The 17,592-nt window shown below is 54.8% G+C and carries 19 protein-coding genes and 1 tRNA gene; 11 read left to right on the top strand and 9 right to left on the bottom strand.

Going from position 1 to position 17,592, the window contains the following annotated elements:
- Positions 1-57: 57 nt before the first annotated feature.
- From WLZ34_RS01300 to WLZ34_RS01270, 7 genes are all read left to right on the top strand, one after another.
- On the top strand, positions 58-990 hold the full coding sequence (locus WLZ34_RS01300) for an AAA family ATPase (RefSeq protein ID WP_434731575.1): 933 nt from the start codon (positions 58-60) through the stop codon (positions 988-990).
- The gene (locus tag WLZ34_RS01295; protein WP_434731574.1) at positions 987-2,108 is read left to right on the top strand and encodes a DUF4129 domain-containing protein; all 1,122 of its coding nucleotides are present in this window, start codon (positions 987-989) and stop codon (positions 2,106-2,108) included. The genes WLZ34_RS01300 and WLZ34_RS01295 overlap by 4 nt, the downstream gene beginning before the upstream one ends.
- A complete protein-coding gene (locus tag WLZ34_RS01290) occupies positions 2,095-3,186 on the top strand; it encodes a hypothetical protein (RefSeq protein WP_434731573.1) in 1,092 nt (363 codons plus the stop codon). Before WLZ34_RS01295 ends, WLZ34_RS01290 begins: the two co-directional genes overlap by 14 nt.
- Positions 3,183-3,425 carry a hypothetical protein gene (locus WLZ34_RS01285; protein ID WP_428726990.1) on the top strand — a complete coding sequence of 81 codons (243 nt, stop codon included), beginning with the start codon at positions 3,183-3,185 and terminating at the stop codon, positions 3,423-3,425. The genes WLZ34_RS01290 and WLZ34_RS01285 overlap by 4 nt, the downstream gene beginning before the upstream one ends.
- Positions 3,400-4,869, top strand: a complete 1,470-nt coding sequence (locus tag WLZ34_RS01280) for a DUF4350 domain-containing protein (protein WP_434731572.1) — start codon at positions 3,400-3,402, stop codon at positions 4,867-4,869. The genes WLZ34_RS01285 and WLZ34_RS01280 overlap by 26 nt, the downstream gene beginning before the upstream one ends.
- 3 nt (positions 4,870-4,872) lie before the next feature.
- Positions 4,873-6,210, top strand: coding sequence for a DUF58 domain-containing protein (locus WLZ34_RS01275; RefSeq protein ID WP_434731571.1), 1,338 nt, complete (start codon positions 4,873-4,875; stop codon positions 6,208-6,210).
- 73 nt (positions 6,211-6,283) lie between these two features.
- Positions 6,284-7,396: a M42 family metallopeptidase gene (locus tag WLZ34_RS01270; protein WP_434731570.1), complete on the top strand. Its 1,113-nt coding sequence runs from the start codon at positions 6,284-6,286 to the stop codon at positions 7,394-7,396.
- 3 nt (positions 7,397-7,399) lie between these two features.
- Here the strand turns inward: WLZ34_RS01270 and WLZ34_RS01265 are convergent, their stop codons facing one another.
- Entirely contained in the window at positions 7,400-7,912 is a 513-nt protein-coding gene (locus WLZ34_RS01265) for a COG2426 family protein (protein ID WP_434731569.1), read from the bottom strand.
- A gap of 44 nt (positions 7,913-7,956) precedes the next feature.
- On the opposite strand from WLZ34_RS01265, the gene WLZ34_RS01260 reads away from it, so the two are divergent.
- Positions 7,957-8,511 carry a DUF998 domain-containing protein gene (locus tag WLZ34_RS01260; protein WP_434731568.1) on the top strand — a complete coding sequence of 185 codons (555 nt, stop codon included), beginning with the start codon at positions 7,957-7,959 and terminating at the stop codon, positions 8,509-8,511.
- On the opposite strand, the gene WLZ34_RS01255 is transcribed toward WLZ34_RS01260, so the two are convergent.
- From WLZ34_RS01255 to WLZ34_RS01235, 5 genes are all read right to left on the bottom strand, one after another.
- Positions 8,502-9,656 (bottom strand): radical SAM protein, encoded by a 1,155-nt coding sequence (locus WLZ34_RS01255; RefSeq protein ID WP_434731567.1) that lies wholly within the window; start codon positions 9,654-9,656, stop codon positions 8,502-8,504. The genes WLZ34_RS01260 and WLZ34_RS01255 overlap by 10 nt on opposite strands.
- 41 nt (positions 9,657-9,697) lie before the next feature.
- Entirely contained in the window at positions 9,698-10,843 is a 1,146-nt protein-coding gene (locus tag WLZ34_RS01250; RefSeq protein WP_434731566.1) for a radical SAM protein, read from the bottom strand.
- A gap of 81 nt (positions 10,844-10,924) precedes the next feature.
- Entirely contained in the window at positions 10,925-11,722 is a 798-nt protein-coding gene (locus WLZ34_RS01245; protein WP_434731565.1) for an aldo/keto reductase, read from the bottom strand.
- Between the two features lie 19 nt (positions 11,723-11,741).
- A tRNA-Thr gene (locus WLZ34_RS01240) sits at positions 11,742-11,840 on the bottom strand.
- A gap of 66 nt (positions 11,841-11,906) precedes the next feature.
- On the bottom strand, positions 11,907-12,860 hold the full coding sequence (locus WLZ34_RS01235) for a methionine synthase (RefSeq protein WP_434731564.1): 954 nt from the start codon (positions 12,858-12,860) through the stop codon (positions 11,907-11,909).
- Positions 12,861-12,935: 75 nt separating this feature from the next.
- Between WLZ34_RS01235 and WLZ34_RS01230 the strand changes: the two genes are divergently transcribed.
- Both WLZ34_RS01230 and WLZ34_RS01225 read left to right on the top strand, forming a co-directional pair.
- Positions 12,936-13,586 (top strand): cobalamin B12-binding domain-containing protein, encoded by a 651-nt coding sequence (locus WLZ34_RS01230; RefSeq protein WP_434731563.1) that lies wholly within the window; start codon positions 12,936-12,938, stop codon positions 13,584-13,586.
- Complete coding sequence (locus WLZ34_RS01225) at positions 13,583-15,142, top strand: ASKHA domain-containing protein (RefSeq protein WP_434731562.1); 1,560 nt, start codon at positions 13,583-13,585, stop codon at positions 15,140-15,142. Before WLZ34_RS01230 ends, WLZ34_RS01225 begins: the two co-directional genes overlap by 4 nt.
- On the opposite strand, the gene WLZ34_RS01220 is transcribed toward WLZ34_RS01225, so the two are convergent.
- Positions 15,129-16,046, bottom strand: a complete 918-nt coding sequence (locus tag WLZ34_RS01220; RefSeq protein ID WP_434731561.1) for a tetrahydromethanopterin S-methyltransferase subunit H — start codon at positions 16,044-16,046, stop codon at positions 15,129-15,131. The genes WLZ34_RS01225 and WLZ34_RS01220 overlap by 14 nt on opposite strands.
- Positions 16,047-16,184: 138 nt before the next feature.
- Between WLZ34_RS01220 and WLZ34_RS01215 the strand changes: the two genes are divergently transcribed.
- On the top strand, positions 16,185-16,889 hold the full coding sequence (locus WLZ34_RS01215; protein ID WP_434731560.1) for a hypothetical protein: 705 nt from the start codon (positions 16,185-16,187) through the stop codon (positions 16,887-16,889).
- Here the strand turns inward: WLZ34_RS01215 and WLZ34_RS01210 are convergent.
- The gene (locus WLZ34_RS01210; protein ID WP_434731559.1) at positions 16,886-17,131 is read right to left on the bottom strand and encodes a MoaD/ThiS family protein; all 246 of its coding nucleotides are present in this window, start codon (positions 17,129-17,131) and stop codon (positions 16,886-16,888) included. The genes WLZ34_RS01215 and WLZ34_RS01210 overlap by 4 nt on opposite strands.
- Positions 17,131-17,448, bottom strand: a complete 318-nt coding sequence (locus WLZ34_RS01205) for a GNAT family N-acetyltransferase (protein ID WP_434731988.1) — start codon at positions 17,446-17,448, stop codon at positions 17,131-17,133. Before WLZ34_RS01205 ends, WLZ34_RS01210 begins: the two co-directional genes overlap by 1 nt.
- Between the last annotated feature and the right edge of the window lie 144 nt (positions 17,449-17,592).

Genomic DNA, 17,592 nt, shown 5'->3' with positions numbered 1-17,592 from the left:
TATAAAGTGTTATATATTTTGGCCGTCTATCCTAGTAGTCAGTAAGGGTTTTAGTGGATGGGGATTAGGCAGGCTTACTCGTATATAACGGGATCGGGCTACCTGATCGAGAAGGAGAGGGAGGTCAAACTTATACTAGCAGCGCTGATAGCTAGGGGCCATGTCCTGATCGAGGGCGTTCCAGGCGTAGCCAAGACCACCATAGCGAAGACAATAGCGAGGACTCTATCGCTCGACTTTAAGAGAGTCCAGATGACCCCAGACCTGCTCCCGATGGACATAATAGGGTACAAGATCTTCGACCAGAAGACAGCCGAGTTCAAATTCGTGAAAGGCCCTATCTTCACCAACATTCTACTCGCGGACGAGATCAATAGGGCTTCGCCGAGGACCCAGTCTGCTCTACTAGAAGCTATGCAGGAGAGGCAGGTCACCATTGAGGGCGATACGTTCCGGTTAGACGAGCCTTTCATCGTCCTAGCTACGCAGAACCCTATCGAGATGGAGGGCGTATTCCCACTCCCCGAGGCGCAGCTGGACAGGTTCTTGGTGAAAATCGAGACTGGGTACCCGAGTACGAAAGGGTTTGTCGAGATGTTGAAGAAGGTCGACGAGATAGAGGCGTGGGTCGAGGCGATCAAGCCGGTCGTGACTAAAGAAGAGGTCTTGAACGAGATAAGGAGCGCGAGAGACGTCAAGGTCGACGAGGCGGTTTACCAGTACATCGCTAATTTAGTCGAGGAGACTAGGAGACACCACGCGGTGAGGCTCGGCGCCTCCCCTCGTTCCGGGATCGCCGTTCTGAGAATGGCGAAGGCCGTGGCGTATCTCGAGGGGCGGAACTACGTCATACCGGACGACGTGAAGCAGGTCCTCGCCCCGACTCTATCCCACAGGATAATCCTGAAGCCGGAGTACGAGGTAGAGGGGTTGACCGCGAGTAGAGTTGTCGAGGAGATAGCTAACAGGGTACCGGTGCCTAGGCCTTGACTAGAGGCGTGATGGTCTTTCTAGCCCTTCTATACGTCTCTATGTCCGCCGTGGCGAGCGCTCAGGCTCTCGAGACGTACAGGCACACCCCTGGCTTCACAGGCTTCAGTCTCAGCGACTGGCAGGAGATAATAAGCTCGCTCCAATCAGGCAATTTGAGCGCCTCGGAGGCGCAGAAGGCTGCTAGCACTATAGGAACGCTGATAAACCAGACCTCTCAACTGGGGGTCTCGAGCTCCTCTCTAAACCAGTCGCTTGAAGCACTGTACTCCTACTTCCACCTCTCTTCGGGGAACTATACCGAGAGCGACATACTCAACGCACTGTCTCTGCTTAACAACACAGATGTGAAAAACATGCTTACATCACTCTTTTTCCCTTACATGTTCGAGAACAGGAGTGTCTCTGAGAGCGATATATTAAGCGCCCTCGAAAGGATCGAGACGCTTTGGAGACAAGGGAAGCTGACGCCCGCCGACTACGCCCTGGCTCTAAAACTCCTCTCTATACTGGCCCGCTCAGAGGGCTACACGAACTTGTCGGATAGACTCGACTCGGAGTCTATGAGAGTAGCGGCTGACGCGTTAAAGGCTTTAACCAGCCAGCTACCGAATCTCATCCCCCCATACCTAGGTCAGTCCCAAACCCCAACAAGCGGCGTGAAGATAGGGGGGCTCCCTAGTGCGGCGTTTCCGCTACTAAGCTACCTGTCTATCCCGGAGGGGTTACAGACCGTTGTTCTAGTAGCAACAGTTGTTGCGACCTCGATTCTGCTATCTTACCTGGCCCCGAGGCTGGTGGGTAAGGTGAGTGCTCTCTGGTCTCCAACTGCGAGGAGAGTGAAGAGGCTGATCGCGCATGCTGGGAGGTGGGGAGATGCTGTGGAGTACTACTGGAGAGCAGTGGCGAAAGTTGAGAGAGCGACAGGTGTCAGGCTCTCGCCAAGCAACACTCACCGCGAGTACTACAACGCCGTGAAGAGCGCGCTGGGAGGGCTGTCACAGTCTTTCAGAAGGCTCACGGAGATCTACGAGGCGAGGAGGTACGCGGGCGACTCCAGGAGGGATCTCGACGAGGAGGCCCGCAGGCTATACGGTGATCTAGTTGGCAAACTATAGGAGTCTCCTAGTCGCGGTTGTCCCCCGGCTGGTCGCGCTCGCTCTAGTCTACTACACGGTCATAGTAAACTTCAACCTTCCCGCCATCAACTTCGCCGGCATGGGGTTGGTCTCGACTCTCATGGTTGTGGTCGCGTGGGGCCTAGTAGTCGTGACTATTGTGACAGCATCGCCGCAGTTTTACGGTATCACTCTAATCTTCTTGTCCCTGCTACCCGCCGGCCGTGACCTTAAGTTGATTGTAACCGCGCTTGCGGGCTATTTCGTCTTGCTGTTCGTCGACAACCTTGTCTCGAACTACAACATCAACCAGTATGGATGGATAAGGTATAGGCAGGGAAGCGGTCACCTGGCTGTTTTCCAAGTACTCTTATTCGTCGCGTCGTTGTCGGGGGTCGCGTTCCTTATTTCAAGGCTGTGGGTTCTGTACTATGAGACGCTTACTTCGACGGCCTCGTCCGGCTTAGGCATACTGCTCACGTCTACATACTTGTTTAAGTTGCTACTTCTGATCGCGGTAGTAGTCTACGCGCTTTACACCGCTAGAGAGTTTTTCACGGTTTTCTTCTTCTACATGAAGCCCAACGCCAGGATGGCGCTGAGCATCTTGCTAGACGAGGAGTCGATCAACGTGTTTTACAACCCTGTGTTTGGGAGCCTGAGAGGAATGATAATCGCAAGCGCGTTCGCCCCGCTCCTATACCAGCCCATATACGAGGTCTTCGGAGATTACCTGGCGAGACAGCTCTACTTCCTCAAGGAATACGCCCCTATGGTTTCAAGTGTCGTGTTAGCGTTGGTCTCCTGGATACTTGTCACTATTGTCTTGAGGGGTCTGGACTCTATTTTGATGGACACCCCCCGCCAGCTACTCGTGGCATCCCTGGTCATGTTGGCGGTAACGTACGCGGGGGGCGTATACTACACTTTCAAGGCCACCAGCGATCTATGGCTATCTCTCATACACCCCGACTTCGAGACGTGGTCCCTAAGCGTTGTCTCGGCCTACCAGAGCTACTACACCGTGTTTTATAGCTTGGTAGAGTATATACCCAAGATGTTGGGTGCTGTGCCTTGAGGCAGATAGTGAGGTTCCTGGTCTACCTGGTAATAGGAGTAGTCCTGTTGTCGCTGTCCATACTAACGCTCCTCTGGAGTATCGGGTACATGCAGGCTGGTTTTGTTGCCACAAGCCTACTGAGCGCTCTTATAGGTTTCACACTGCTCTCGGCGGGCTTGTACATTCTACGTATATCGGCGTACGTGTACGCTCTAGAGAAGGGAGGCGGAGTTGAGCGAGTGGAGGGTAAGAGTTAGAGGCACGCTCTCTATTTTCCTGATACTGTCTCTGGTGGCAATAGGGCTCATCTCTCTAGCCGAGAAAGGAGGGCCCGGACTACCAGTTTTCAAGGGGGCGGCCCCTTTCAACACTGGCGAAATAGGCACGTCTAGCCTCGTAGAGATCCTGAGGGAGAGGTACGGTAGCGTATACGTCATCACGAATTTGTCCGAGCTGGCCAACCTACCCCTATCCGGGAGCTGTCTCTTCGTAACGGTATCCCCCGAGAGGCCATACACAGAGGCCGAGTCGAACGAAATACTGAGCTCGCTGGCCAGGTGTAGGGACATAAAACTGCTGATAGCCGACGAGAACACCACATCCAACGCACTGCTCAAGGCCGCTGGGGCACCTCTACGGGTCGCAGAGGTTGTTGTGCTAGTTCAGCAGAGCGGCCTAATCCGGTTGGTCTACGACCCTTCAACGCGGCAGTACCTGCCTCCTTACCCGGTGTCCAGGTTCAACGTGGCGGGCAAGGTATACGATATAGTCCTAGACATAGCCTCCTACATTAAAGTAGGCGAGGGCAACGCGACAGTTTTCGGAGAGTACTACGTCGGCAACAAGACCCTCGTCTCGGGGGCTGTCGCGTGGTCTAGTATCACATTGGAGGGGCAAAAGAGAGACGTCGAAACGGTAGTCTTGTCCGACGGCTCTGTTTTCCTGAACCAGGTCATAGATCGAAACGAGACCTACAGGCAGTTCGCCCTGGACCTGTTCCAGGGCATCTGTGGCACCGGGGGGTGCCAGATAGTTTTCGACGCTAGCAGATACACACTTATCCCCCTAGCTGACATAATGAACAACATCAACAGCATTACGCCGCTCTACGTATCTTTCCCAACCCTTCTCGGCATGATAATAGCGAACCTAATCCACCCTTCGACGTGGTTCGAGCCTCTTCTCGACTACTCCAACAGCTTGCTGAAACAGGCCATACAAAACCAGCTGGTGGCCTCGGTTTTCTCGGTTCTTCTCGCTTTGCTCGCGTTCGTGTACTTCTCAAGGGGCGAGAGCTTCATACGGGATAGGCCGATGGGCGAGGAGAGGCTCGTGGAGGTGGCGTACGCTGTGAACATCAGAGAGGAGATCGTGAGGGGGAAGCTGAAACTCGGGAAAGAGGACTTTAAGTCCCTCTACGAGCTGGTAGACCAGGCCATGTTGAGCGTCTACGGGCTGGGCTTAAAGGATGCCGACCTGGTCAAGAGGTTGTCCGAAGTCCTCGGCCCCGAGAATGCGAGGAGATACGTTGACGCGATGAACAAGCTATACGGGAAGGCGACAGGTGCCCGCAGAACGCCTGTCGTGTTGTCGTGGCATAGGACGGTCCTGAAGTACGCGAGGGAGAGCGACGAAGTGCTCTCGAAGATAGGCGTGAGCTTGATGAAAGTAGAGGTGCTAGAGAAGATAGCGAGGCGGTGAGGTATGCGCGAGGAGTCCCCGGTGCACTCGACTCATAGAGCTAAAGTACTGTACATCGTCTCCTTCCTGGTGCTGCTCTCCGGTTTCGTGTCGTCCAACGGCTCATTAGTCACGGTCGCGTTGGTAGTACTGGCCTTCCTCTTCGGCTTGAGAGCGTACGTCACCTACGTTGCTGCCGGCTTGAGAGACCTTAGAGTTGAGTTCGACCACGACACTCCCATCGATAACGGGGAGTTCGAGGTCAGAGTTGTAATAGAAAACCCGGGGATCGCGCCGCTGGCCTTCGTAGAGTACAATGTGAGGCACTCCCCCTTCCTCAAATTTGTGAAGGGCGCTACGCGCGGCTTCATAGCAGTACCGGCAAAGTCGGAGGTGGTCGTAAGAATGGTGTGTCACGGAAGGGTGGGGAAGCATAGAATAGGTCCTGTCGAGTTGCAGGCAAGGGATGTATTCGGGCTGTTCAAGACTAGACCCTATAACACGGGGGCCTTCACCTACATCAGGATACCCCCGTCCTATCAAGTGGCAGTGTTGAGGAGACTGGCCGCCTACGCTAGGTCGGTCGGGCTGTCGAGGTCAAGGATCGCCGGGGCTGGTGTAGAGTTCCACAGCTTGAGAGACTACAAGCCGGGCGACGAACTGAAGAGGATAGAGTGGAGGAAGAGCGTCAAGTTGAACAGGCTGATCGTCAAGCAGACCGAGAGAGAGGCCCAACAAAACGTGTACATCCTGCTGGACTCCTCTCACGTAATGCTGGTGGGCCCCTACGCCAAGACGGTATTCGAGCACATGTCGAGGGCTATGAGTGCTATCGTGGCCTACCTGGCCCAGAGGGGTGATAACTTCCAAGTCATAGTGTTCGGGGCTCGGAGACTAATCGCTATGCCGACCTTAATGAGGTCAAACGCCGGTCTTAGGGTTGCTCTAGAAGCCATGTCTAGTGTCGACTATGAGGATGTTGTAAAGGAGGAGAGAGCGCGGAGTCTCTTGGAGGCGTACAACATGTTACTAATGTCGCTCAGGAGAGAGAGGAACATAGTGATAATCGCGACGGTCGTCGACTCCCAAGAGTATTACGAGGCCCTCGTTAAAGTGGCAAGGGATCTCGCTGGTTTGAAGAACATCGTTTACGTGGTAAACCCCGTCATCACCTCTTACGACATGATCGGCATTCCTGTGTGGGCCCGCGGGCTCTACTCTCTGAAGACGCACGAGTTGCTGACCAAGCAGTTGAACTACTCGAAAATGTTGAGGAGGAGCGGTGTTAACACTGTCGTGGTCACTTCACTGGACGCCCCTCTGAAGATCGCCGCGTTGATCGAACAGTACAGGTCTAGATAGTCAGGCATTACCCTGCCCTGAGGCTTAGCACTTATATTCCACAGCGCATATCCTAAACAACTCGGTGTATCCTATGGTCGAGCTTGGCAAGTTAAAGGAGGAAATGTACAGTTTACTCCAGAAGCTGACAAGCGTCCACGCACCAAGCGGTTTTGAGTACTTGATCCACGATACCGTGATAAGCGAGCTGGAGAGGAACGCGGACAAGGTGTGGGTGGACTCCTTAGGCAACGTGATCGCGTTAAAGAAGGGAAGCAAGGGAGGGGCCAGCTTGATGCTCGCGGCCCACATGGACGAGATAGGGCTGTTCGTGTCCTACATTGAGGACGACGGCTTCCTGCGCGTCACCCCGATAGGCGGGGTTCTCGAGAGGACCCTACTACACCAGCGCGTAGTCATAGTGACTAGGAGCGGGAGGACTGTGAAAGGCGTCATAGGCTTAAAGCCCCCTCACGTAGTCAAGCCGGAGGAGGCCCAGAAGATACCCGAGATAAAAGAGCTCTTCGTCGACATCGGGGCGTCATCGCGGGACGAGGTGGAAAAAATGGGGGTGAGAGTTGGCGACGTGGCGGTGTTCGACAGGGCCATGGAGAGGTTGACCGGAGATAGAGTCACAGGCAAGGCGTTTGACGATAGGGCAGGTCTCGCTGTGATGCTCAAGGCCTTCCAGCTGATTGACAACAACGAGGCCGACGTATACGCGGTAGCAACCGTCCAAGAGGAGGTCGGGCTCAAGGGGGCTAGGACTGCTGCCTTCGCAATCTCCCCCAGCGCGGCGATCGCCCTTGATGTCACTATCGCGAGCGACTTCCCTGGTGTGGCGAAGAGTGAGCAGTTCACGAGGTTGGGTAAGGGCCCCGCGATCAAGATAGCCGACGGGAGGAACGCGTCAGGCCTCATCACACACCCCGAGATACTCAACTTCATGATCAAGGTTGCCGAAGAGGAGAAGATACCCTATCAGCTAGAGGTCATACCTGGGGGGACTACCGACGCCTCGATAATAGCGCTGAACAGGGAAGGGGTACCGGCTGGCGTTGTCTCGGTGCCTGCCAGGTACATACACTCCCCCACGGAAGTAATAGACTTAAACGACCTCGCCTACGCGGTACTACTCACGGAGAAGATAGCCGAGAAAGCGAGCGTCGAATGGCTTAAGAGGATTAAGATGCGAGTCGTGAAGTAGCTCTCACAACCCGAAAAACACCCTTAACACCGTGGCACCGGTCTCGACGACCGCTAAGACTATTAGGAAAGCCCCGAGCACGCCTAGCTCGATACTGAGAACCCCCTTTCTAAGATCCATACCCAGCACGTGCGCTACGAGCGCGCCAGTCCACGCCCCAGTACCTGGTAAGGGTATCGCGACGAATACTGCCAGGCCGGCGAACTCTAGCTTCTCGTGCCCTCTCGCCTTTTTCCTAGCGTAGTCCACGACTTTCCAGTAGAGTCTCTTCAGAAAACCGGGGGCTCTACTGTTGTTTACAATCTTCCTCTCAACGAACCTCAAGGCGAGAACGGCTATGGGGGCCACCGCTAGATTACCCAATAAACCTGCGGCCAGTGCCACCATGTAGAGCGCCTGGTCCTGTCTGAAGAAGTAGTACGCAAGCGGTATGGCCCCTCGTATCTCGGCCACGGGCGAGAACCCCACCAGAAGGACGAGTAGTAGCTCGTACGCTACACTGCCCACGTGGAACACCGCGCACTACCTATTTAAGAGACCCGCGGTCGAATAAAAACTTGGTGTCCTCGGTGGAGGCAAGACCCTTAATCCTCGTCTCACCCTTTATCGCGTCTCTCCTCTCTCTACTGCTCCTCGCCTGGTGCACCCCCTGGTTTAACATCTGGGAGAACGCATTCAGCGATCTTGGGAGAATCGGGAACGGCCTGACAGCTGTGGTGTTTAACGGGTTGGTGTCCACCACGGGGGCTATCCTGTTGGTATACGCGACCTCGGTAGCACGCCACCTCGCCGCACCCTACAGAGCCCTGCTCGTGTTAGGAGGCTACTCTCTGACCATGATAGGTGTTTACCCGGAGGACTACGGGAGGCTGCACTTCTACGTCTCTCTACTCTTCTTCTTGGCCTCAATAGCCTACATGGTGGTACACGCCATGGAGACCTCTGTCGAGGGGGCAGTGATTGCCGCCCTAGGGCTCGTCAATTTAGGGGTCTGGACAGCCCACTTCGCGTCCAACTTTCCGCCGGGCGCCGCCGTCCCCGAGCTAGTCTCGCTCGTATCGATGCTCGCCACTCTGGCTAGAGACCTCGGGAAGACCGCTTCAGGTCAGTCGTAAGCGTTTCCGAGGAGGAACGTGTTCCCCAAATAGACCCTTCTAAGCCCGTTCTCCTCCGCGATTTTCAACGCCCTCCTAGCGTGAGACCAACTCGTCCTTGGTAGGTCGTTGAGGTAGAAGTCCGGGTGGAAGCCCAGAAAGACGACGGGTATGTCGGGGTTCAGGCCCGCGACAAACTTCGTGATACCGTCTAGCTCGTAGTCGTCTATATACCCTGGTACAAGTAGTACCGATACGACTAGTAGCGGGGGCTCTCTCCTTTTTTCAAATAGCTTCGCAGCTCTTTCCACGTTCTCCCTGATCAGGTGAACGTGTTCGGGCCTCACCCCCGTCAGCGCACTGTAGACCTCTGGGCTCCACGCCTTCATGTCGACCTTGACTATGCCCCCCGTCTCTAGTGAGAGCTCGACCGCCTTTTCGAAAATCGCCGGATTCCAGAGCCCGTTGGTCTCCCAGCAGACTCTGAAAACCCTGAGCCCGACTTCTTTTGCCCTTTTTACCATTCTTTTCGCGGCGATGATAGCTGCGGTGGAGAACACAGACGGGTCTCCACCGAAGAAGCAGACGCAGGTTGTCTGCCCGTTTACAGCCTTCCCAAGGTCGTCAATAGTGAAGCTGGGCCCCTTTCTAACTGCTATAAGGTGGTGTTCCCAGTTCTGGCAGAAGAGACAGTTCAAATTACAAGAACCGAAAAATACAGCGATGTTGTAGTAACCCGGCTCCCCGTTGGGGGTGAGGGCGTAGACCGGGTAGCCAACCCCTTTAGCCGCCGGGCACACCTCAACCGCTACGCAGTTCGTTGGGTGAGGGTCGTAGTACACGTGGCCCAGCATAGTATCCGCCCTAAGGAAGGCGGACACCTTCCCGGTAGTCGAGTATCTGAGCCCGCAATAGCCGACCTCCCCGTCGCGTAGAGAGCAAGACCTACCGCACACGGTACACTTCAAGCCGTTGCCGGTGGGCTCCTGCCGTTTGCCCAGCTCCCTTCGGACCTCTTCGTGAATCTTTAATACATGGTAGAGCGCGCCTTTGTTCTTCCTCAGGCAGTCTACGCAAACTCCCAGAAAGGACGAGATCGTCCTCGAGGACCTCCCGCAAAAAGAGCACGTGCCCATGTCTCCGGCACTACTCCTAGTCTCTCCCACTTTGATCTCGTGGTAAGAGGGGTTATAGGGATTAAATCTCGTCAACCCTTGCTTAACCTGAGCCTGGGGCACATCTTGAACTCGTGTAGGACAACCTCGGATACATACGTAGGGTCGCAGTTCACGCACTTCCCCTTGGCAACTATTGTGGCCGCACCCAACGTCACCGAGGAAGCTTCGAACCCCAGTCTCTCAAAGAGCGAGGTGACTTCGTCGACGCGGGGCCTTCTCATTCCGCCTACTTCGACTCCGTACAAACCCATCTTCCAGCACCTCATCCCGTGGGTGTACAAGTTCGCCATGCAGGCTGAGGGGAAAAACAGCAAGCCCCTCTTCAACGCGTACTTCTGGATACCGGACTTGATGTCGCCTGTGTAGACATCGTACTGGACCCCGTTTTTCATCTTCTCGACTGGGACGTCTACCCTTTTTAACACCTCCCTTATATCGACGCCCGACTCCTTCAAATTCTTTATAATGCCTTTCGTAACCCTCAACCCGCCCGCTACGACCCCCACCGCGCCGTACTCGAGGGCTTTGTCAACTACCTCCTTGTACTCGCGCTCAGTAACGCCAGGTATTATGGGTCTGAGGAAGAGGAAGGGCTTTAACCCTGTCTCTCTAAGGTTCTTAATAGTCTCGAGCCTGAGTTCGGGCCTCGGTGCGTAGGGTTCGAGTTCGCTCCACTTGCTCAGAGTGACGACTGAGACAAGCGGGGATATTAGCCCCCTACTCGCACCGGCTATTCTCGCGGCATCGTCTCTGCTGATATATGCCTTGGTCGAGAACTGGACTGGGTTACCCAAGTACGTGTAGAACGCCCGAACGTACTCAATAGTCCGCTCCTTTACTAGGGGGTGGAAAGGCTCTGATACGCTACCGATTGCGAGGTATGTCCCATGCAGAGACGGTATGAAGTACTTGTTTGAGAGGAGCGCGTAGACGACCTGGATACCGCTAAGCGGGTACGGGCTCGCCTTCGCTGGGAACCCCATATCGTATATGTAGCAGTACCTACACTGAAAGAAGCATCCGATCGAGGTGTGGATGGTCAGACCGCAAGGCCTAGGCCTCCTTTTAGCGTGGGGATCGTTCTCGGCCTCTCGGGCTTCTCTCTCGCTCAGTAGGCCCCGGACCTCCTCTCTGAGCTTCTCCTTCAGCTCCAGTAGCTTGACGACGTTGAACAAACAAGACCACTCAAAAGATGTTTAACGTGCTGTGACCCCTTTTACGCACCCCTCCAGAGCGAGGAGAGAGGTCTAGCCGAGCTATATTCTCTTGAGTTCCTCTAGGTCTTCTCTCCTCATCCTCCAGCCCATAGAGCCCATTATCTCCTTTACGTGTTCTATTTTCTCAGCCTTGGGTATGGGGATGACGTTGTCCTGGCTTATCAGGTAGTTCAAGGCGACCTGTACGGGTGTCCTCCCGTACTTGGAGGCGATCCTTTGTACCACCGGGTGAGTTACAACGGCGCCCCTCTCGAGCGGCGTATACGCCTGGACCGCGATGTTGTTCGCGCGGCAGAACGGGAGGAGAGTCTCTTCAACCTCTCCTTTATGTAGTACGCTGTAGTGGACTTGGTCTACAACTATCCTCTCCCTTGAGAGAGCGTGTATTGCCCTATCTAGCTCGCTGAGGTCGAAGTTGCTAACGCCAATGTACCTAGTCAGCCCCTCTTTCGCCACGATCTCGAAGTTCCTGACCTGCTCTTCCATACTTATAGACGTGTTAGGCCAGTGGATCAGGTACAAGTCCACGTAGTTTACCCCTAATCTTCTCAAGGCAGCTCTGGCGGCCTTGATGATGAGGTCTTTGTCGACAAGCCTGTCGGGCAACATCTTCGTCGTTATGAACACGTTGTCTCTGCCGACGGCTTTGACTAGCTTGCCGACAAATTCCTCGGCTTTCCCACCGTCGTACATCTCGGCCGTGTCGACATTGTTGACCCCACTACTCAGAGCGTACAGGTAGGCCTCGTACGCCTTACCATAGTCTCTGATAGCCCAGGTTCCTAGACCAATGGCAGAGACCTTGTCGCTACCAATAACCTTGAACTCGACCTGCACGGCATTCACCTCCTAGTAGAGCCGCCGGCGGGACTTGAACCCGCGACCACCGGCTCTCCCGGGCCTTAGGAGACGAGGCTTACAAGGCCGGCGCTCTACCCGGCTGAGCTACGGCGGCTCTAGAATATAATTAAGAGTCCATGAGAGTCTTATAAACGTCGACAACCGTTCCTCGGAGGACGTGCTAAGAGAGGTCGAGTACCGCCTTCTTAATGTTAGCGAGCTTCTTCAACGCGACCTCGTAGGCTTCCCTCCTAGAGCCCGAGGCGGTTGACAGCCCACCGAAGCCACAGTCAGCAGAGACCAGGTCGACTCTCCCTCTTGCCTTCGCGAGAAGCTCTCTCAGTAGACCTCTAATTTCCTCTACACTTTCTATTTCAGGCCTCTTGCTACTGGCCACACCTGGAGCCAGAACTTTTCCTTTAAACGACAGTCTCTCGCCGTCCACTATATTTACGTTTTCTGGAGAGTCGTGAAACTCGAAGTTGAGGAAGTCTACTACGGGGACGTCGACTAGCAGGTCGAATAGCCTCCTACTGACCCTGCCACAGACGTGGATCCCGTGGTACCCGCCTATCCCTTTGAAAACGGTCTCAATCACGTCTGCTATGCTTCCCTCATCCCAGCCGAAGAGAAATCTACGCGCGCCCACAATCACCCCTAGTATGGGCTCGTCTATGAAGAGGTAGTTGAAGCCCAGCCTCTCCATGTACTTCAGGACGCCATTGACGTACCTCGCCATGGTTCTCACTACGTCCGCGTTCGCTAGGCCCGTGGACTCTAGCCCGCCCCCCTCCGCGAGCAAGACCTTACTCGAGAGTGTGAAAGGCCCTGTAACCGGGGCTCTCAAACCCCTGAAGCCTAAACTCCGCGCGTGGTCTACAAAGACCTCCGCCTCCTCTATCCTACCCTCGAAAACCACGTCCTCGGCCCCCAGGCTCTTGCTTAGGAAATAGCTCTCACCTCTCAGCGTTACAAAGCCACCGGCTACCAGAGGCTCCATGTATATTTCTATGAAGTTCCTCAACTGCGGGTAGGGGGGTACATCCACGCCCACCTCGTGGAGGTCTCTCGCTATCAAGCTCACGTTCTCCAAGCTGAACTCCAACGGGAAGCTGCCCACGTGGCTCGTCTTCACGTGCTGGTCACCTTCTAACGCTTAATTTGTGCAGATACTATGTGAGGGATATAATATAACCGAGAGGGTAAGCAGTTGAGCCTCGAAGAGGCAAGAGAGTGCCTGGTGAACCTCGAGAAAGACTGTGTTTTGAGAAACGTGAAAGCCGCTCTAGACGAGGGTATCCCCGCCTCCAAGATAATACTCGACTCCCTGAGCAAAGCCATGGAGGAGATCGGGAGGCTTTACGAGAGCGGAGACTACTTCATAGCTGAGCTGATCGAGGCGGCTAGTATCTTCAAGGAGGCCATGAGGATCCTCGAGCCCAGGTTGAGAGAGGAGGCCTCGAGAATGAAGGCCGTGAAGAGGGCAAGGATCGTTATAGGGACTGTGAAGGGAGACGTGCACGACATAGGCAAGACGCTTGTAGCCATCATGCTCCAGGCGGCTGGACACGAGGTTATAGACCTAGGCGTAGACGTCTCCGTGGAGAAGTTCATTGAGGCCGTCGAGAAGTACAAGCCTGACATCGTAGGCATGAGCGCCCTGCTCACGACGACTGCCAGGTACATGAAAACTGTCATAGATGAGCTTACAAGGCGTGGGTTAAGGAGTAGAGTGAAGGTTATTGTAGGCGGGGCGGCCACGACTCCAGAGTTCGCGAAAGAGATTGGGGCCGACGGCTGGGCCCCTAACGCAATAGAGGCCGTTAAACTAGTGGAGAAGTTAATGGAGGTTCAGGCTTGAGCGAGGTCAATATCGTAGTAGGTAACAGGGTGCTGAGGGGGGTTAGCGGCGGTAATCTGGGCGAGATACTCGCAAAGAACGGCGTTATAGCGCTACCGTGTGGAGGTAGGGGTCTCTGCGGCCTTTGCCGCGTCGTCGTTAAGAAAGGCTCGACGTCTCCGCCTTCAAAGTACGAGAGGGCACTAGGCTATACGGGACCCGTAAGGCTGGCCTGCCAGACCAGAGTCCTAAGCGACGTCGAGGTAGAGCTCTTCCCGGGGCTAGCAAAGCCCGTCAGAATAAACACCGTTGTCGTTAACCCTAGAAGGGTCGAGCCCGTTGTAACAAAAGTCAAACCCAGGCTGTTCAGGGTTCTAGACCGCGTGGTAGAGCTTACCACGGATCTCCAGCGGGCTCTCTTAGTAGACCTGGGGACTACTAAGACAGCGTACCAGGTCGTGGACCTCGAGGGTGATGTTCTGGCCGAGGACTCCGTCTTTACCCCGCTTCAAGACTACGGGGCCGACATCATAACGAGGTTGACGAAGGCGTTGGAAGACAAGCGGTACATGGACGATATGACGACGAGACTGCGCGGCCTAGTGTCCGAGATAGCAGACAAGCACAACGCAGGCCTAGTGCTACTAGCAGGGAACAGCGTAATGGAGTCGATCTTCTTCGGTCTAAAACTCGACAGCCTGGCTGAATACCCTTACCAGCCCCCAACTCGCGGCCCCATCTTAGACAGCCTGGGGGGTAGGCTTGTGCTGGGCTTTCCCATGCTGCACGGCTACCTCGGAGGCGACGCTTACGCGGACCTCGTTGCCACCTTAGAACTGAGGTTAGAGACCCCCTACTTGCTGATCGATATAGGCACCAACACCGAGATCTTCCTCGTCAAGGAAGAAGTCGTGTACGGGACCAGCACGCCGAGCGGTCCAGCTTTCGAAACGGGGGTCTCGAGAGGGTCCACTATAGTCCAAGGAGGCGTATACGAGGCGAGAATAGACAGGCTGGAGAACGGCAGGCCCGTCTTCAGCTACAAGTACCTGGTCTCAACCTCAGGCATTTTAGGTCCGGCGCTCGTAAGCATAGTCGCCGACTTGAGACGTCATGGACTAGTGGACGAGAACGGCAAGTTCACTACCGGCTATGCGACCATTGAAGGCGGGCTGAAGGTATTCTACATCGACCCCTCTAAGGACCTCTACGTATCCCAGCTAGACGTGAGGAACTTGCAGAAGGCTGTTGCGGCGGTGAAATCTGGTATTAGAATCCTCATGAGGGAGGCCGGAGTGTCGTCAAGCGACCTGAGGCAAGTCGTGGTCGCCGGCAGTTTCGGCGCGGCCCTTGACCTTGAGGACGCCATGGCTATAGGGCTGGTACCCCAAGTTGACAGAGAAAGAGTGTTGGTCGTAGGCAACCTGGTTCTCCCAGGGTTGAGGGTTGCGTTCTTGGACAGAGAGTACCTGGTCGACTTCAGGGAGATCGCGGGAAAGATGCTCTTCGTCGAATTACCCAAGGTAGCGGACTACATGAACGTGTGGATTGACAGCCTCCGGCTCAGCCCCTTGTGAAGATCTGCTGCAACTCCTTTAACAGGGCCTTGACAGGGTGCTTACCCTCTATCCTGACACCAGACCTCCTTAGCCCGTAACCCAGGAGAGAGTCGACCATGGATACGACCGGGGCAACGTACTTTGCTCTAGAGACGGGACCGTACATTACGAAGTCCGCCCCCATCATCCTCAGAAAAGCCGCAGCACCGCCATGAACACCAACCGCCCCCTCAACGCCTAGCCTCTCCTTAGTGGCCCCGCCGAGCGCGTTTGCGGGCGCGCTACCGGAGGGTAGCTTGAGCTCGGACTTGATCCTGCGTATCGCTTCACCGCTCAGATATATCGAGGACGGGTCTAGTACCACAGTGTCGACCAACACGTTCTTTACACCCGTGTCTCTAGCCGTGTCAAGCAACCTTCTCACTATCTGAAGCCTCTTCTCCGGCTCTATGGAGGTATAGGGGTCTCTGGGATCGAACGCCATGAGAACGCTGGTCTCGATCCCGCTATTCCTCAACGCCTCCAGCTCCTCGCGCGGGCTGTCCACGTACAGGCCGTTCGCGATCGACAACCTCTTCAGACCCATCTCGGAAGCCCTTAGATACGCTTTAGCCCTCACCGCGGGATCTGGGGAATCCAGGAACAACGGGATGTCGAATTCTCCCACGAAGCTTAGGATGTCGTCGACGAGCTCTTCTCGCGGAAAGACCACGTCGAGGGCTAGTACAAGCCCGTGCCTTTCACATATACTAATAGCCTCCTCTACCTTCTCGCGTGCCGAATTCTTGTCAAAACCGCTGCTTGTAAGAAGCTTATCTCCCATGTAGAATATGGAACCCACCAGCCACGTTGGGCACTCGCCAAGTATACCCCCAATACAGTAGTCGCCCACACGGTACTTACTCGCTTCGAGCTGGTTCACCTCATCACCACCGTAGGTTCTAACTTATAACGATAGCGCCGACCACATATTAACCTGCTGACGGGTGTTTGGAGTAGGAAACGTTTATACACCTACTGCCGGATACAAAGGCCATAAACCGAGACACGGTGACGGCGTTTGGAGATCATAGTGGAGCTCCCCTCTTTCTCAAAGAAGGGGGTCGACAAATTAGCTCCCCGGCTCAAAGACCTTGGTTTCAGCGTCTTCGTCCCCGAGAACCCCGCAGGCATACCGGCACTATTGGCCGCGTCAGTAGGCGTCTACTTGAGGACGAAGTTCGAGTTAGGGGTCTACGTTAGCACTAGGCTTGTGGACGTGAACCTCCTCCACGCGTACTCAACGGTTCTGACAGCGAAGGAGTTCGGCTTTAAGGGTGTCACATTGCTAAGGGGTGACAAGCCAGCCTTCGGTGAAACCTTGGAAGCAGACTCCGAGGAAGCGCTGACTTTCATAAAAGAGAGAGTGAAAGGTGTCGACCTAGGGCTCATCGTGAGTATGAGGTTCTCCACGGACAACATACAAGCCCGCCTGTTAAAGAACCCCGACTACGTTATGGTCATACACTTCGGTCTGGGCAATATGGACAAGATGGTCGAGGTCTCTAAGGTTGCTAGAGAGCGAGGTGTAAGGGTTTACCCGTTTGTCTTGCTGGCCCTCGAGAAGAGTAGGAGTTTGTTCGAGCAACTCGGGCAGCCTTTCATCGACCCAGACCAATTAAGAGGTGTATGTGAGAGCCTCAAAAAAGTCGTTGACGGTGTAGTGGTGTCCTCGCCGCTAGACTTGGACACAGCTGTAGAGCGAGTCGCGCGGCTGTGCTTCTAGCCCCCGGACACCGGGGGGAGCAAGACCACCTCGTCCTCCTCCTTCAAGCTAACCGGCGCTGCGGGGTTGACCGACACCCCGTTTACCAGGACGATCAGCTCCCCTCTTTGATAGAGCTCGTCCAAGACCCTGTACTTCGAGCTCAACGTGTTGACCAACTCCGATAGACTACCCGCGCTTATGAACTCTTCGGAGACCCCCGTCTTGTCCTTGAGCCAAAGCATGAACTTGACTCTCGGCACTACTCACCCTCTTTAGACTTCTCCTCCTCGAGCCGCTTCTCGAACAAGCTCTTCAGTTCTTCATCGCTCATACTCCTGTATGGTTCGGCAAGCAGCTCTCTCGCTTCTTTGTGCTTCAAGAAGTAGTAAATCGAGTAGCTACAGATCGGCTCTATTAAGTACCCGTTTTCCTTCGCCATGTTTACAGCGTACTCCATTAACTGGCCGGCTATCCCCTTACCCCTGTGCTGAGGTGGCGTGTACGTTTCGAGTAGCTTCATAACGTTGTTCTCGACCCTGTACCTGATAAAGGCTTTTGTGTTGTCGGGTAGGGTCATGTAGATCACAGTACTGGTGTGTCTAATACCCTCCAAGCAACCACCTCGATCCTTTTAGGTTAAAGAAGTAGGAGTTTTAAATAGGTTGTTTAAAGGTGGAGTGGGTGGAACCGTTTTAAACACTCGCGACATTGTATTAAACCG

This window comes from Thermogladius sp. KZ2Tp1, from assembly GCF_051131135.1.
Lineage (GTDB): Archaea > Thermoproteota > Thermoprotei_A > Sulfolobales > Desulfurococcaceae > Thermogladius.
The sequence above is the reverse complement of the archived record's forward strand: the minus strand, read 5'-3'. Positions and strand labels throughout refer to the sequence as shown.

Bases quoted from the DNA above. Each gene is read 5' to 3' on its own strand.
- WLZ34_RS01270 (WP_434731570.1), top strand. From the start codon at position 6,284: ATGGTCGAGCTTGGCAAGTTAAAGGAGGAAATGTACAGTTTACTCCAG.
- WLZ34_RS01300 (WP_434731575.1), top strand. From the start codon at position 58: ATGGGGATTAGGCAGGCTTACTCGTATATAACGGGATCGGGCTACCTG.
- WLZ34_RS01275 (WP_434731571.1), top strand. From the start codon at position 4,873: ATGCGCGAGGAGTCCCCGGTGCACTCGACTCATAGAGCTAAAGTACTG.
- WLZ34_RS01205 (WP_434731988.1), bottom strand. From the start codon at position 17,448: ATGACCCTACCCGACAACACAAAAGCCTTTATCAGGTACAGGGTCGAG.